At 50.8% G+C, this 15,999-nt stretch carries 14 protein-coding genes; 9 read left to right on the top strand and 5 right to left on the bottom strand.

Annotated elements, in window-relative coordinates; genetic code table 11:
- Nucleotides 1–174: 174 nt before the first annotated feature.
- A complete protein-coding gene (gene fnr, locus AACY98_RS14215; RefSeq protein WP_126980459.1) occupies nt 175–891 on the bottom strand; it encodes a fumarate/nitrate reduction transcriptional regulator Fnr in 717 nt (238 codons plus the stop codon).
- A 345-nt stretch (nt 892–1,236) separates the two neighbouring features.
- Between fnr and hemN the strand changes: the two genes are divergently transcribed.
- Entirely contained in the window at nt 1,237–2,622 is a 1,386-nt protein-coding gene (gene hemN / locus AACY98_RS14210; protein WP_339806077.1) for an oxygen-independent coproporphyrinogen III oxidase, read from the top strand.
- 216 nt (nt 2,623–2,838) lie between these two features.
- A complete protein-coding gene (gene icd / locus AACY98_RS14205) occupies nt 2,839–4,092 on the top strand; it encodes an NADP-dependent isocitrate dehydrogenase (protein WP_339806075.1) in 1,254 nt (417 codons plus the stop codon).
- Nucleotides 4,093–4,137: 45 nt separating this feature from the next.
- On the opposite strand, the gene AACY98_RS14200 is transcribed toward icd, so the two are convergent.
- The 3 genes from AACY98_RS14200 to AACY98_RS14190 all read right to left on the bottom strand — a co-directional run bounded on the left by AACY98_RS14200 (nt 4,138) and on the right by AACY98_RS14190 (nt 6,160).
- Entirely contained in the window at nt 4,138–4,875 is a 738-nt protein-coding gene (locus AACY98_RS14200) for a hypothetical protein (RefSeq protein ID WP_339806073.1), read from the bottom strand.
- A 194-nt stretch (nt 4,876–5,069) separates the two neighbouring features.
- The gene (locus AACY98_RS14195; protein WP_126980455.1) at nt 5,070–5,621 is read right to left on the bottom strand and encodes an acyloxyacyl hydrolase; all 552 of its coding nucleotides are present in this window, start codon (nt 5,619–5,621) and stop codon (nt 5,070–5,072) included.
- A 275-nt stretch (nt 5,622–5,896) separates the two neighbouring features.
- Nucleotides 5,897–6,160 carry a cold-shock protein gene (locus AACY98_RS14190; RefSeq protein ID WP_126980454.1) on the bottom strand — a complete coding sequence of 88 codons (264 nt, stop codon included), beginning with the start codon at nt 6,158–6,160 and terminating at the stop codon, nt 5,897–5,899.
- Nucleotides 6,161–6,488: 328 nt separating this feature from the next.
- Here AACY98_RS14190 and clpS point away from each other — a divergent pair, with 328 nt between their 5' ends.
- The 6 genes from clpS (at nt 6,489) to AACY98_RS14160 (ending at nt 12,823) form a co-directional block, all read left to right on the top strand.
- A complete protein-coding gene (gene clpS / locus AACY98_RS14185; RefSeq protein ID WP_126980508.1) occupies nt 6,489–6,797 on the top strand; it encodes an ATP-dependent Clp protease adapter ClpS in 309 nt (102 codons plus the stop codon).
- Nucleotides 6,794–8,986, top strand: coding sequence for an AAA family ATPase (locus tag AACY98_RS14180; protein ID WP_339806069.1), 2,193 nt, complete (start codon nt 6,794–6,796; stop codon nt 8,984–8,986). Before clpS ends, AACY98_RS14180 begins: the two co-directional genes overlap by 4 nt.
- A gap of 357 nt (nt 8,987–9,343) precedes the next feature.
- On the top strand, nt 9,344–9,838 hold the full coding sequence (locus AACY98_RS14175) for a pilin (protein ID WP_423817583.1): 495 nt from the start codon (nt 9,344–9,346) through the stop codon (nt 9,836–9,838).
- Nucleotides 9,839–10,295: 457 nt separating this feature from the next.
- Nucleotides 10,296–11,210, top strand: coding sequence for an isoprenylcysteine carboxylmethyltransferase family protein (locus AACY98_RS14170; RefSeq protein WP_339806065.1), 915 nt, complete (start codon nt 10,296–10,298; stop codon nt 11,208–11,210).
- A complete protein-coding gene (locus AACY98_RS14165) occupies nt 11,159–12,253 on the top strand; it encodes a serine hydrolase domain-containing protein (RefSeq protein ID WP_339806063.1) in 1,095 nt (364 codons plus the stop codon). The genes AACY98_RS14170 and AACY98_RS14165 overlap by 52 nt, the downstream gene beginning before the upstream one ends.
- 105 nt (nt 12,254–12,358) lie before the next feature.
- Nucleotides 12,359–12,823 carry a pilin gene (locus tag AACY98_RS14160; RefSeq protein WP_339806061.1) on the top strand — a complete coding sequence of 155 codons (465 nt, stop codon included), beginning with the start codon at nt 12,359–12,361 and terminating at the stop codon, nt 12,821–12,823.
- Between the two features lie 57 nt (nt 12,824–12,880).
- On the opposite strand, the gene AACY98_RS14155 is transcribed toward AACY98_RS14160, so the two are convergent.
- Nucleotides 12,881–13,336: a RidA family protein gene (locus AACY98_RS14155; protein WP_339806059.1), complete on the bottom strand. Its 456-nt coding sequence runs from the start codon at nt 13,334–13,336 to the stop codon at nt 12,881–12,883.
- A gap of 52 nt (nt 13,337–13,388) precedes the next feature.
- Between AACY98_RS14155 and AACY98_RS14150 the strand changes: the two genes are divergently transcribed.
- Nucleotides 13,389–15,968 carry a DNA internalization-related competence protein ComEC/Rec2 gene (locus tag AACY98_RS14150; protein WP_339806057.1) on the top strand — a complete coding sequence of 860 codons (2,580 nt, stop codon included), beginning with the start codon at nt 13,389–13,391 and terminating at the stop codon, nt 15,966–15,968.
- The last annotated feature ends 31 nt before the right edge of the window (nt 15,969–15,999 follow it).

The following is a 15,999-nucleotide window of genomic DNA, read 5'->3' as shown; positions in this document are numbered from 1 at the left end:
AATGCAAGTGGAGGATCTGTGCATTTTAGCAAATATGCGCACAATGGAGGTGCGGCTACTCCGGTCAGAGCATGTTTTTCGTTTGCAAGTCAGGCGTTCGAGTGAACTCCCGGAAACGTGGCGTAAAGAACCGTTGCTGTAAAATAACAGCAGGTTAGCAACAAATGATGCGAGTTATGCCGTTGCTGTCGTCAGGGCTTTCAGGCTTTCCGGGTCGGTGATGCGGATATGGCGCTGTTTAACCTGTAAAAAGCCATCTTCCTGAAATTTTGAAAAGGTTCGCGATACAGTTTCGAGCTTCAGGCCCAAGTAGCTGCCAATCTCTTCCCGTGTCATGCGCAGTACCAACTCATTGGCGGAAAAGCCGCGGGCGTGCAGGCGCTGTGTCAGGTTGAGCAAAAATGCAGCCAGCCGTTCTTCTGCCCGCATGCTGCCCAGCAACATCATCACACCCTGGTCGCGCACAATTTCGCGGCTCATCATACGGTGGACGTGGCGCTGCAGAATCGGGAATTCGCGGGATAGTGCTTCAATGCGCTCATAGGACAGTACGCACACTTCAGCATCTTCCAGGGCAATGGCGTCGCACATGTGGGCGTCACTGCACAAGCCGTCCAGGCCGACCAGCTCGCCGGCCATGTGAAAACCGGTCACCTGGTCGCGTCCGTCTTCAGATGTCAGGCAGGTTTTGAAAAAACCTGTACGGATGGCGTAAATTGCTGTGAAAGGATCGCCGGAGTGGAACAGAGCATGGCCACGGCCGATTTTACGGCGTGTGCTGACCACTTGATCCAGCCTCGACATTTCATCTTGGGTCAGACCAACTGGCATACACAGGTCACGCATATTGCAGTTGGAGCAAGCTACATTGGTGTGGGGGAATGATGCCATGACATTAATGCAAATGATGCAGGTTAGTTGTATTGGGTCAATAAAAACTGGAGCAGTATCTGTACAATGAAATTGTATAAAAATTTAGCTGTTATGAGATTTGCTCAAAATAGACGCAGATCAAACAGGTATGAAGCGATTGTAGCGCCAATGGAATAACTTGACTAAGATCAAGCCTATATTGTGCGTAAAATGGCACAGTGATTTTAGGGCTTATGTCACACTTTCCAGCAGAATATTGTTGGGCTCATGTGTGGGCTGCTTTGAAAGAAGTGGTATAGCAGCATGTATGATTGAGACAAGACCGATGAGGTCAACTTTTTATTACTACAAGAAGATAAGACGATGCAGCAACTTGTGATTACGCCGGAGCTTCTTCGACGCTATGATGTATCAGGGCCGAGGTATACCTCGTACCCTACTGCGGACCGGTTCGTGGAGGCTTTTGATGAAGCTGATTATCTGCAGGCGCTCACACAGCGCACTGTAGGGGCGATTGCGGCCAATCCGCTGTCCATTTATGTGCATATTCCTTTTTGTGAGTCTCTTTGTTATTACTGCGGCTGCAACAAGATTGTCACCAAGCATCATGAACGGGCCTTGCCCTACCTGGAAGGGTTGCTCAAGGAGATGGCGCTGGTTGCCAAGCAACTGGATAGCCGCCAGCGTGTGTCGCAGATTCATTTTGGCGGAGGTTCCCCGACTTTTCTGTCAGACGAAGAGCTGTCCCGGGTGATGTCCAAACTGCGTGAGCATTTTGAATTCATGGATAGCCTGGAATGCACCATTGAGGTGGACCCCAGGACGGTGTCGCGCGAGCGGCTGCAGAATCTGTGGGATATGGGGTTTAACCGTCTGAGTCTGGGCATTCAGGACTTTGACCATCAGGTTCAGCAGGCGATTCACCGTGTACAGAGTACGGAATCGGTGTTTGCGCTGATGCAGGCGGCACGTGACATCGGGTTCACGTCGATCAGTGTCGATTTGATTTACGGCTTGCCCAAACAGACGCAGGTATCATTTAATGAGACGCTTGATCAGATTGCGGTATTACGACCGGATCGCATTGCCGTATATGGTTATGCACATCTGCCCAGCCGGTTTAAACCGCAAAGGCGAATTCACAATGAGGATTTGCCCGACGGCGCAACCCGTCTGAATCTGATGAGTGAATCCATCAGCCGGTTGCAAAAGGCCGGTTACGAGTATATTGGAATGGACCACTTCGCCCTGCCGGAAGATAGCTTGAGCGTGGCCAAGCGGCATGGGCGCATGCACCGTAACTTCCAGGGTTACAGTACACATGCCGACTGTGACTTGATTGGCCTGGGTATTTCTGCCATTTCCAAGGTGGGCGCCGTATACAGCCAGAATGCCAAAGAGCTTGAAGACTATATGGACCAGGTGGAGCAGGGGCATCTGCCTGTTATGCGTGGTTACGCATTGGACCGTGATGATCTGGTCAGGCGAGCTGTGATCTCAGCCATTATGTGTCAGGGCGTGATCATCTATGAGTCAATAGAGCTTGCCTATCTGGTTGATTTCAAGAGCTATTTTGCAAAAGAGCTGGCACAGTTGCAACCTTTTGTCGAACAGGGGCTGATGGAGTTTGACGAAAATGGTTTCCGTGTTAAATCGCTCGGCTGGTATTTTGTCCGCGCGCTGGCCATGACTTTTGATAAGTATCTGCAGGCCGATCTGACGCGCGAGCGGTTCTCCCGCATTATTTAATATCTGACCCGGTATGTCGTTGGGGAAGCACTGACCTGACTGCTACCGGGTGGTTACTCTTATATCTGATGTTATATAGAGGACTATAATCAGAGATTTTAAAAAGACGTAAAATCACTCTTTACAGTTGACAGGGCAGAATAAGTATGGATGATCAGACAAATTATCTGCCTGTGAATGTCATACATATATTTCTACCCATTGGAGGAACAGTTCATGTACCAGCACATTAAGGTCCCTGCGCAAGGACAAAAAATTACCGTCAATGCCGACAATTCTCTGAATGTGCCGGACCAGCCTATCATCCCGTTTATTGAAGGTGACGGTACCGGCATGGATATCACGCCTGTCATGATCAAGGTGGTTGATGCTGCCGTTGCCAAAGCCTATGGCGGCAAACGCCAAATTCACTGGATGGAAGTGTATGCTGGTGAAAAGTCCACCAAGGTCTATGGCGCAGATGTCTGGCTGCCGGATGAAACGCTGGAGGCTGTGCGTGACTATGTGGTTTCCATCAAGGGGCCTTTGACCACACCGGTTGGTGGTGGTATGCGTTCACTGAATGTGGCGTTGCGCCAGCAGTTGGACCTGTATGTCTGCCTGCGTCCGGTTCAGTATTTTCAGGGCGTGCCCAGTCCGGTGAAAGCGCCGGAAAAAGTGGATATGGTGATTTTCCGTGAGAACTCGGAAGATATCTATGCCGGTATTGAATTTGCTGCGCAGACGGATCAGGCTAAAAAACTGATCAAGTTCTTGCAGGATGAACTGGGCGTGAAGAAAATCCGTTTTCCGGAAACTTCCGGTATCGGCGTGAAGCCGGTTTCCAAAGAAGGAACGGAGCGTCTGGTGCGCAAGGCGCTTCAGTATGCCATTGATAATGACAAGCCCAGCGTGACTTTGGTGCACAAGGGCAACATCATGAAATACACCGAAGGTGGTTTCCGTGACTGGGGTTATGCGCTGGCTGCCAAAGAGTTTGGCGCTGAGCTGATTGATGGCGGCCCGTGGATGAAGTTTAAAAACCCGAAGACCGGCAACGAAATCACCGTGAAAGACAGCATTGCCGATGCGTTCCTGCAGCAGATTCTGTTGCGCCCGGCTGAATACTCTGTGATTGCCACTTTGAACCTCAATGGTGACTACATCTCTGACGCGCTGGCTGCACAGGTAGGCGGCATCGGTATTGCACCGGGAGCCAATCTGTCAGATACCGTGGCCATGTTTGAAGCAACCCATGGTACGGCACCTAAATATGCTGGGAAGGATTATGTGAACCCAGGTTCAGAAATTCTGTCGGCCGAAATGATGCTGCGCCACATGGGCTGGGTTGAAGCGGCAGACTGCATCATCAAAGCCATGGAAAAAGCAATTCAAAGCAAGAAAGTGACTTATGACTTTGCGCGTCTGATGGATGGCGCTACGCAGGTCAGTTGCTCAGGCTTTGGCCAGGTGATGATTGAGCAGATGTAATGTTTGCGTTTTAAATGGCTAAAAAAGCACCGGTCAGGTGCTTTTTTATTGGGTGTGCCATATGCTGTTTTCGTCCACCCACTCAGGCTCGCAGGTCACCGCCTCTTCGTCCAGCTCTATGCCTGCTGCATGGTAAATGGCTTGCTGAATATGGCCTGGACGGCCAAGTACCAAATACGCGCCATGCGTGCCAACGCAACTGTAAACCTGGGTGTCAGCATATCCATCAATGTTGAAGGTACGCGCATGCAGTTGCTCTGGCGTTTTTACCGGAGTAACCGATGCGGGTGAAAAAATGGCGATATTGGGGACAAAATACTCAGGGTAAGGAAAAATTTTCTGATCTGAGCCGGCAAGTTCCTGATAAGAGGCCAGCAGGTACTCATACACCGGTTGAGGCCGTGTGCTGGGAGTATATACGGCGTTTTGAATTTCTCCGGTGGTCAGCAGAAAATCGCTGCTTGTGGCAACAGGCAAAGTGTTTTGAGGTAAAAAACGAACGACGCGCATGGCTTCGTTGGGCGGTTGTGTAATCCAAATGGAAATCGGCGTATTGGCAGGCAACTGTGCCAAAGGCGAATACATGTAAATACCGTCCGCCTTAAAGTAGGCAAAGCCGATACCGATTGGACTGCTGCCCGGTATGGACGGGTTCGGTGCCGCATTGGCGTCTGTAGATGCAAACAGGCCAGCCATGCAACAAACCGATATGAGCAGCCATTGCTTCAAATGCGCAGACATGGGGGAGAACATGGGGGGTAAAAAGCGGAAATCGGATTTCATGCAGAATGCCTGGGGTTGGGTTCAGGTCATTATAAACGGCGCAGCACTCTCTCTATAGAAGAAAACGGTACGGGGTTTAATCAATAATGTGGCGCTGGTGTGTGTTTAATTTGTGTAAAGCGTCACAGCAAATAAAAATCCCAGCCTTGTGGCTGGGATGAAATGTATTCGAACTGCGTTATAAAAATAAGGGTTCAGAAGCTGCGGCTTAAAGTCAGTTGAATGACATTCAGCCCAGGATTCGGGCGCTTGATAGAGGCATTGGAAAAATGGGACAACCTTAAACCAACGCGCCAGTCGTCTCCGAAGGTTCTGACAATGCCGATGTGATCGCCAAATTGAAATGCCGTGCTGATTTCCCGGTTGGCAAAACGGGTGTGGCTCATAGCCGTTGCACCAATGCCGCCTTCAATATACCACTGCTGTCCGATCCACCAGCGCAGCATGGGCGTCAGGCTGACTTGCCAGATACTGGTTCGTGAACCGTACCGGACATGGCTGTCATTGGTATGCCAATAAGCCAGCCCGGCCTCCAGCTTCAGGTCAATCGGGCGGTTGAATAAAGAGCCTTGCCACAGTGTCGGGGTTTCATAGGCCAGTTCAGTCCGGTTATAACTGCCCTGATACCCCAGGTTCAGGCGAAATGCACCGCGCTCCTGGCCTTGCGGCACAGTAGGTTGAGCGGCTGCTATAGAGCAGAAAAAGCCGAGTACAGCGACCCAGCAGGAGATAGAGAGTGCTTTCATACAGATAAATGTATCAGACTGCAGAGCAGATGAAAATCATTTCGCATCATAGAAGCAGTTAATTGTAACTTTAATAACTGATCAGTCAGATTTTTATGATGCAAAAACCACTATTTTAATAACGCTTTGCCAAAAGAAAAACCACTTTTTTGATAAGGCCATGGTATGAAAACATACTTACGCATTTCGGTAATGCATGCAGGCGTTTCACTGTGGCATGAAACGCCTGTAAAAAACATACTGACCGGTGCCGATAACGGTAGTGGCACGCAAATTCACGCAACCGCTTCTGAAACCGGTTCTGGTTGGGGCGCTGGTGCGGCACTGCTGTCCGTGATCGGCTCAATATTTTGTGCCTGTGCCCCTTTGTCGCCCTGGGTCAGTTCAAAACGGACCCGCCCACCGGGTTTCAGGGTACGAAACCCTTCCATTTGGATAGCGGAAAAGTGTGCAAAAACATCCGGGCCACCATCGTCGGGCTGAATAAAACCAAATCCTTTTGCATTGTTAAACCACTTGACAATTCCAAGCGCATACATGGCGTACTCCTCTATATAACTGGTGCCTGAAATGCATCTTAACGAATAGGGTTAGTGCGTCAATTCAGGGTTTGTCCCGATGTAATATCCGCCTAATCACGATAGGGGATTAAAGGGCATTATTGCGATTGGCTTGAAAGTGAACAATTCACCCTGATGTAGATGAAAGTTGACAGCAACTTGTTGAAAGGCAAAAGAAGTCATTTTTTTGAAAACGGGAATTTCCTCATGGCATAAATCTGTGTAACATGAGAGGCATGAAATCGGTAGAATTCTTTGCATGATTTGTTATATGGTAAATATGCACGGTGTGCAGCAGCATCAGCCTATGCAGCCGAACGAGCAAACCCCGGCCCTGGCCGAGCCGGATGTCCTGTTAACGGAGCCGCCGCCCTTTTATCAGGTGGTGATGCTCAATGACGACTTTACCCCTATGGAGTTTGTGGTCTATGTTATTCAAGAGTATTTTGGCAAGGATCTGGAAGTGGCAACAACCATCATGTTGAAAATTCACTATGAAGGCCGTGGCATTTGTGGCGTATTTCCGCGCGATATTGCTGCGACCAAGGTGGATATGGTGTTATCTGCTGCCCAGCAGGCGCAGCACCCCTTGCAGTGCATTATGGAGGCCGTATGATCGCTCAGGAATTGGAAGTCAGTCTGCACATGGCATTTGTCGAGGCGCGGCAGCAGCGCCACGAGTTCATTACCGTGGAGCATCTGCTGCTGGCATTGCTGGATAATCCGTCAGCGAAAGACGTGTTGCTGGCCTGTGCCGCAGATGTGGACGAACTGCGTCAGAGTCTGACCCAGTTCATTACCGATAACACACCAACCATCGCCGGGGAAGGCGAGGTGGATACGCGCCCGACACTCGGGTTTCAGCGTGTGATCCAGCGTGCCATCATGCATGTGCAGTCCACCGGCAATGGCAAAAAAGAAGTGACCGGCGCCAACGTGCTGGTATCCATTTTTGGTGAAAAAGATTCGCATGCCGTGTATTACCTGCATCAGCAGGGGATTACCCGGCTGGATGTGGTGAACTACATTGCGCATGGCATTCGCAAGACCGATGTGTCTGACGCGGGCAGAACCAGTGATGCCAGCAGTGAGCAGGTGAACAGCGAAGAGGCGCAGAACGGGGAAAAAGGCTCTCCGCTCGAGCAGTTTACCGTGAACCTGAACCAGCAGGCCAAAGAGGGCCGGATTGATCCGCTGATTGGGCGTGAGTCCGAGGTGGAGCGGGTGGTACAGGTGTTGTGCCGCCGCCGTAAAAACAACCCGCTGCTGGTGGGCGAGGCTGGTGTGGGCAAAACAGCCATTGCAGAAGGCCTGGCCTGGCGCATTACCCAAAATACCGTGCCCGAAGTGCTGGCTGACGCTGTGGTGTATGCGCTGGACATGGGGGCATTGCTGGCCGGTACCAAATACCGGGGTGACTTTGAGCAGCGGCTCAAAGGGGTGCTCAAAGCGCTGAAAGACAAGCCGGAATCCATCCTGTTCATTGATGAAATACATACGCTGATTGGTGCGGGTGCGGCTTCCGGCGGAACGCTGGATGCCTCCAACCTGCTCAAACCCGCACTGAGTTCTGGGCAGTTGCGCTGCATTGGCGCGACCACGTTTACCGAATACCGGGGAATTTTTGAAAAAGACAGTGCATTGAGCCGCCGCTTCCAGAAAATTGACGTGGTGGCGCCTTCGGTCGAGCAGACAGTGGAGATTCTCAAAGGGCTGAAATCGCGTTTTGAAGAACACCACAGTGTGAAGTATGCCAATGCTGCATTGCAGGCAGCGGCTGAGCTCAGCGACAAGTTCATCAATGACAGGCATTTGCCCGACAAGGCCATTGACGTGATTGATGAGGCCGGTGCTGCACAGCGCCTGCTGCCCAAGAGCAAGCAGAAAAAAACCATTACCCGGGCGGATGTGGAAGACATTGTTGCCAAAATAGCACGCTCGGGGCTGGGACGGACTGACAAACCGATTGGTTCCTTCCTGTTCTCCGGGCCGACCGGCGTCGGGAAAACCGAAGTGGCCCGGCAGTTGGCTTATATTTTAGGCATTGACCTGATCCGCTTTGATATGTCTGAATACATGGAGCGCCATGCAGTCAGCCGCTTGATCGGGGCGCCTCCCGGTTATGTCGGGTTTGACCAGGGCGGGCTGCTGACCGAAGCCATCACGCAAAAACCGCACAGCGTGCTGCTGCTTGATGAAATTGAAAAAGCGCATCCGGATGTATTTAATGTGCTGCTGCAGGTCATGGACCACGGCACATTGACGGATAACAACGGACGCAAGGCGGATTTCCGTAATGTGATCATCATCATGACCACCAATGCGGGGGCTGAGACGATGAACAAGGCCACCATCGGATTCACAACGCAGCGCGAATCAGGTGATGAAATGGCGGATATCAAGCGCCTGTTCACACCGGAATTCCGCAACCGGCTGGATGCAATTGTCAATTTCAGCGCATTGAACGAGGAAGTGATCCTGCGTGTGGTGGACAAATTCCTGCTGCAGCTTGAAGCGCAATTGGCAGAGAAAAAGGTGGACGTGACCTTTACCGATGAACTGCGGCGCGATCTGGCTCAGAAAGGGTTTGATCCAATGATGGGCGCTCGCCCCATGCAGCGCCTGATTCAGGATACCATCCGCAGTGCTCTGGCAGATGAACTGCTGTTTGGACGCCTGATCAACGGCGGACATGTCACCGTGGATATGGATGCACAAGGGCAGGTACAGCTCAAAATTGACCCGCCGCCTGAAAAGGGGGAAGGAAAATCCCGTAATCAGGAGTCGGCTGCGGCAACTGAGTAATCATCCGGGCTGGCTTTTGATAAATCCCCATAGGTTTTTGCCAACCTGTGGGGATTTTGTTATGAAATAAACTAACTAGGCAGAATGATGGTTTTCACATCCGTAAATTTCGCCAGGCAAAACAAAATACTTCTGGCTAAATTACACAAAATGTCAAAATTGACTGAATTGACCTCGGTGTGACAAAAAGGGATGTCTTAAATGACAAAAATGTAACCCTATTTTTAGCGATTCGCTGGAAAGTGTGAAATATTTCGCAGTTTTAAGGTTGGCACGGTCCATGCATATCTTTTGGTGAAGGCTACGATATGTAGTTCCTAATTAACCAAGGAAGGTCAAATTATGAAAAAGCAAATTATGTCTGTGAAGCGCGGCGCTCAAAAGGGTTTCACCCTGATCGAATTGATGATCGTTGTGGCTATTATCGGTATTCTGGCAGCTTTCGCTCTGCCGATGTACCAGGATTACACTGTGCGTACTCGCTTGGGTGAAGGCTTAGTGCTGGCTTCTTCAGCGAAAAACATTGTAGTTGACAATGCTACCAATGGTTTCACATTCAACCAAGGTTGGTCGAACGGCCCGACTGGTACAATCAAGTCTACCCGCAATGTGACAGAGGTTAATCTTGATGGAACTGGTGTCATTACGATTAAAGGCGACTCTACTCGTGTAAATGGTATTGAGTTAGTGCTGTCTCCGTGGGATAACGACGGTGCGCTGCAGACCGGCAGACTGCCTGTTGGACGTATTGCTTGGTCATGCCACAGCTCTACCAACGCAACTGCCCCTAACCAGTTGCCGCCGGAATGCCGCTTTACCACTGCAACAGCACCTGCTGCATCTGGTAACTAATCATATCCATCTATATGGATTAAAAATGGGGTCTTCGGGCCCCATTTTTTATTTTGAATGTTGCAATTTTGATTGAATTATTAAGCGTAAAATGTACCGCTGAATCCTGAATGAGTATTCCGTGCAAAAATACGAAAAATCTCAATTGAAAGATGAGCAAACGGTATCCTCAGCGGTTTCCGCTTGGACTGGCGTTGCGGGTATTTTCGGGCTTCTTGCTGCACTGATCGTTGTTTATATTGTCCGGCCTGGTTATACCATTGCGTGGCTTGTTTTGATGGGAAGCGCAACTGTGCCTATGCTGTTTGCTGAATATTACAGGAACCGGCAGTGGAAAAGTACGGCCACCGCTCCTGGTTCTTTTACTTGCCAACAGATATTGGGCTGGAAAATTCGTGGGCTGCTATTTGCAGGCTTGATCTGGGTGGTAACTTTAGCTGTATTTCAGTTTGCAAATATGGCAGTTACTGCAACATTGTTGGAATTTTTGCCCTGGTTGGGGCCGTTGTTGCTGGGGTACCTGTTTTTTTACCTGATAAGAGTCCGGAGTGAAGATTGGGAGCCCGGAACCTTACTGTCTTTAGGCTATGCGCTGGATCAGCAGGGATACCGGTGGGGGGTATGGAAAGATACAGCGCGCAATCATTTGATCAAGGCGTTTTTTCTACCCTTGATGATTGATGCTTCGTATCTTTGGCTGGTCATGTTTTATCATGATCTGGAGCGTGGCTTTCAGATCGCATGGTATTTTGTGCCGATGGCACTTCTGTACCTGATCGATACGGTTTACGCAACAATTGGCTATATGTGTAATTCGCATCGTCTGGATACCCATATCAGATCCAGTAATCCCTACTTGCTGGCCTGGGTAGCGGCTCTGGTCTGTTATCCACCTTTAATGTTCTTACGCGAAAATGCAGGTCTTATGCTATATACCCAAAATGGCTCGGGTACAGGGGGCGCTCCATGGATGGTTTGGTTTGAGCGGGGGAGCCCCCTGTTTTACAGTTGGGGCGCCGTTATCGTTGCATTGACGGTGATTTACGCATGGGCAACAGTGATTTTCGGTATCCGGTTCAGCAATTTGACCAACCGTGGCATCATTACCAATGGTCCTTACCGTTACTTTAAGCATCCGGCTTATCTGGCCAAAAACCTGTCATGGTGGTTTTTGTATGTTCCCTTTTTAAGCATGGCTTCGGGTTGGCATACTTTGCAGATGGTGGGGGCATTATTTGTGACCAACATGATTTACTGGTGTCGAGCCAAAACAGAAGAGTGGCATTTGATGCAGGACCCGCAGTATCAGGCATACTCGAAATGGATTGCTCGCAATGGTTTGTTCGCCCGCGTGAAAAAACTTTTTCAATGAAAAAAACCAGACTGACTATTTTATTGATGCTTCTGAGTGTGGTTGCTGCCGGTTGTTATTGGTATCAAGGTGGGCCATTACCGTTGAACTGGGAGTTACGCCGCTTTGCAATGCTGTGGCACCTGGATGGTATGATGCTTGGGATTCGACATCCTGATGGACGCACAGAGCATATCGTGATCGGATACCATGCCCGCAATGGCGAGGAAAAGGTGCTTCCTTTGACGGAAAATGAACCAATGCGCATTGCCAGTTTGTCCAAGCCGATCACGGCGATGACTATCCGCTGGATGGTGAAAAAGGGGCAGTTGCAGTTGGACGGAAAACTGGTCGATTTATTGCCTCAACTTGACTACTCCCGGGACGAATACTATCGGCAGATCACGGTAGCTGACCTATTGCGACATGTAGCAGGATTTAGCGCCCGCCAATCGGGTGATGTAGTGGTAACGGATAACGGTTTGGTTTCATGCGACCAAGCTATCCATAAAGTGCTTGAACGAAAACTTGATGATGTGCCCGGCAGCCAGATCGAGTATGCAAATATTGGCTACTGTTTTTTAGGCAAAATCATTGAAAGCAAAGCCGGTCTTACTTATGAGGATGCGGTGCATGCTATGCTGCAGGATCGTGGCGTTTCTGCTGAAAAACTGACCATTACCGGAGTGGCGGCAACAGCAGGCGCAGTGCCTTTTACAAGCAGGGAGGAGTTGCAGGGAGCTGCTCCGGTTGGAGGCTGGTCTGCTGATCTGGATACTCTGCTGGCGATTTATGCACTGGAACTGCCTCATGTCAGGCAAATTGCTGTTCCGCCGTTACGAGCGGCATACACCCAGAGCTATTATGGTCTGGGATGGCGCATTTGGCCACAAAATGATGGCAGCAACCAATTAACGCATTATGGTGCATTTCCACCGTTGCATTATAGTTTTGCGCTTATTTTGCCGGATGGAACGATTGTTGTTGCTTTTGTGGAGGGGCAGCTGTGGAACTACAGCGAGGCTTTTTCGGCATTGAAAGGTATATTAAGCGAAAGGTTGTAAATCCATTGTTTTCAAAATATTCTGGCATGATTTTTGCTGTTTAATGTTAAGGAGCAGCTTGATTGCAGCATAGTCAACTTGCACAGCAGTACAAGGATAAGTTGGATGAAAAACGAAATGGCGTGGACAACACAAAAAGGTTTTCAAAATGGGTTTACCCTGATTGAGTTGATGATTGTTGTAGTCATCACAGGAATTTTGGCTGCCTTTGGTTTGATTATGTATCAGGATTATGTGGTTCGTACACGCTTGGGAGAAGGGCTGATGCTGGCAAGTACGGCCAAATCGTTGGTAGCAGAGAATGCAGTTAACGGCATTAACCCTTTAGATAGCCGATGGCAGGGGTTTGTTTCGACGAGGAACACCAGCAACATTTCTATTGATGGTCCCACAGGCGTAATCACCATTACCGGCTCAGCCCATGCCCAAAACATTCAATTACTATTGACCCCGACAGGGAATAACGGCCCTTTGGTGGCTGGCGTTATTCCGTATGGGCGTGTCAGTTGGACATGCACTGAAGCCACAGGATCTGTGTCTCAGAATCGGTTGCCCTCCGATTGCCGTTAAAAGTCAGAGGATGTTTTGTGCCCGCTATGCACTAAAAAGGGCTATCTGTTTTTTGTTTTATAGCAGTTCTGCAATCAGTTCAATCTCCACACAAACTCCCATAGGCAGTTGGGCCACACCATAGGCGCTGCGGGCATGCTGGCCTTTTTCTCCAAATACTTCTCCCAGCAGTTCCGAGCAGCCGTTGGTCACCAGGTGGTGTTCGGTATAGTCTGGTGCGCTGTTAACGAGGCTGACCACTTTGACGATACGTTTGATTTTATTCAGGTCCCCGGTAGCGGCATGCAGGGTTCCAAGCAGGTCAATGGCAACGGCGTGTGCAGCAAGTCTGCCTTCTTCTGTGCTCATGTTTTTACCCAGTTGCCCTACCCACGGTGTACCTTCCTTTTTGGCAATATGGCCGGAAAGGTAAACCTGCTTGCCTGAAATGGCATAGGGGACATATGCAGCCGCCGGTGTTGCAACACCGGGAAGTTTGATGTTCAGTGCATCTAGTTTGTGGTAAACAGACATGTGTTTTCCTTTTCAATAAAAATACGGAGAGAATTGCCCTAAACTTTAACCCATGGAAGCAATTTGTGCAGCATGGCTGGTGGGTATCGCATGGCAGTTGGGCCAGGCCCGGTTATGGGGCGCAGAAATTTACCTGGTGCTTTTTCTGGCTGCCGGAGCAGGTCTGGCATGGATGGTTTATGCCTGGCGTCAGAGTCTGTACGCCGTGCAGGGCCGGTACCGGCGCTGGGGCCAGCGTGTGTTGGTTTGGGCATTATTGGTTTGCATGGGCTTTGCCTGGGCCGGCTGGCGGGCAGCACACAAAATGGCAGATGCAATGCCGCCGGGGCTGGAGCGGCAGGATATTCTGGTCGAAGGCGTGGTGGATACGCTGCCGCAATTGCAGTCCGGGCGCTGGCGTTTTACGCTGGAGGTTAAAACTGCGGAGTTGAATGGTGAACCGGTTCAATTGCCTGCCAAACTGCAATTAAGCTGGTATTTCAGCACGTCTGCCGCGAATGGTACCAACGATGCCATGCCCGATATCCACGTTGGGCAGCATTGGCGCTTTGAAGTGCGCCTGCGCGCACCCCATGGCAGCATGAACCCGCATGGTTTTGATTATGAACTGTGGCTGTGGGGGCAGGGTATTGGCGCAGTAGGGTATGTGCGGACTGCTAAAAATGCGGCTACGCCTCAGTTGCTGGCTGATGCTCAGGGCTCCTTGGTGGAACACTGGCGGGAGCAGGTGCGGGGCAAAATCATGCATACCGTGCCGGATGCACGGCAGGCAGGCCTGCTTGCTGCGTTAACCCTGGGAGACCAGCGTGCCATTTCCCGGGATGACTGGCAGATATTTCGTACCACTGGCGTAGCGCATCTGGTCAGTATCTCGGGGTTGCACATCACGATGATGGCATGGCTGGCGATGTGCCTGATCAACTGGTTGTGGCGGCGCAGTGTACGTTTGATGTTGTGGCTGCCTGCGCATACGGCTGCTGCCGTAGGCGGGTTGTTGTGTGCAGTCTTGTACGCATTGTTTGCCGGCTGGGGTATTCCGGCACAGCGCACGGTGCTGATGCTGGCAACGGTGGTGTTGCTGCGTGTTGTCGGAATACGCTGGCCATGGTACACCGTGTGGTGTTTTGCTGCGGCAGTTGTAGTGGCGGCAGATCCTTGGGCATTATTGCAGGCGGGATTCTGGCTGTCGTTCATTGCAGTAGGCGTTTTACTGGTACAGGCAACAGATGGTATTGACGGGCAGAAACAGTTGGAGCGGAAGAAACAGAATTCGTCGCTAGCACAGCTTGCCTTGCAACCCTGGTGGCAGCGTTTATGGAAAAGTATATGGCGAAGTTGCTGGCAACTGCTGGTGGTGCAATGGCGCATTTCAATTGCACTGGCACCGTTGACATTGCTGTTGTTTCAGCAGGTTTCTGTGGTGGGGCTGGTCGCTAATCTGTTTGCAATTCCATGGGTCACTTTTGTGATGGTGCCTCTGTCGCTGCTGGGTATGGTATGGCACCCGTTATGGCTCTTTGCTGCGTGGGCCGCCGATGTATTGCTGGCGGTTTTGCAATGGCTTTCAGGTTGGACATGGGCGGTGTGGAGCAGCGCCGTACCGCCATGGCCGGTGGGCGTTGCTGCTGTGCTGGGGGCGGTTGTTCTGGTGCTGCCAACATGGCGATGGCGTTACCGGCTGCTTGGCTTATTAATGCTTATTCCTGTATTGGTTTGGCAGCCAACCCGGGTTGCGCGAGGTGAGTTTGAGGTGATTGCGCTGGATGTTGGGCAGGGGAGTGCGGTGCTGGTGCGCACTGCCACACATGATCTGCTATACGATACCGGCCCTAAATATACTGAAGATTCAGATGCCGGATCGCTCATGGTGGTGCCCGCTTTGCATGCGCTGGGCGTGCATTTGGATCGTGTGGTGGTCAGCCATGTGGATGCAGATCATGCCGGTGGATTGTATTCGGTCCTGGCGGCGTATCCGCAGGCTGATCTGCTGGCATCCGCGCCATCTGGTGATGTCATCTGGCAATCAACTGCGGCAGATCATATTAGCTGTGTGGCCGGGTTGTCGTGGCAGTGGGATGATGTGCAGTTTACGGTGCTGCATCCCACTGTACAAATGGAAAGTCAGGGAAATTCCCGGGCGTTGTCAGGTAATGCACAGTCCTGTGTGTTGCGGGTTGCTGCAACCAATGCAGCGGGAAAAGAGGTGGCGGCATTGCTGACAGGAGATATTGAAGCGAAGCAAGAGGGGGATCTGGTTGCGCGGTCTGAGGATTGTTCTGCACGCATACATCCAACTGATCCTATTGGCGCAAGTGCGGCAGATTCAGCAGAGCAGCAATGCGGCACCTCACTTCATGCTGACTGGCTGCTGGCACCGCACCATGGCAGTAAAACATCATCTTCAGAAGCATTTTTAGACGCGGTCAATCCGCACTGGGTTGTTGTTCAATCGGGGTATCTGAACCGTTTCGGCCATCCTGATGAAGATGTGCTCAAGCGTTACAGCCAGCACGAAATTCAGCTTGTGAATACGGTCAATTGTGGCGCAGCAACCTGGCGCAGTGATGCACCGGAGCAGATGCAATGTGAAAGAATGCAGCGCTCGCGTTACTGGCATCATCAGGTACAGTGAGATTATTGTTTGGCCTTGTTGGCTCTACGTG

Source organism: Saezia sanguinis, assembly GCF_963921665.1.
GTDB lineage: Bacteria > Pseudomonadota > Gammaproteobacteria > Burkholderiales > Burkholderiaceae_C > Saezia > Saezia sanguinis.
Note: the sequence above shows the minus strand (reverse complement) of the source record. Positions and strands in the feature narration are given on the sequence as shown.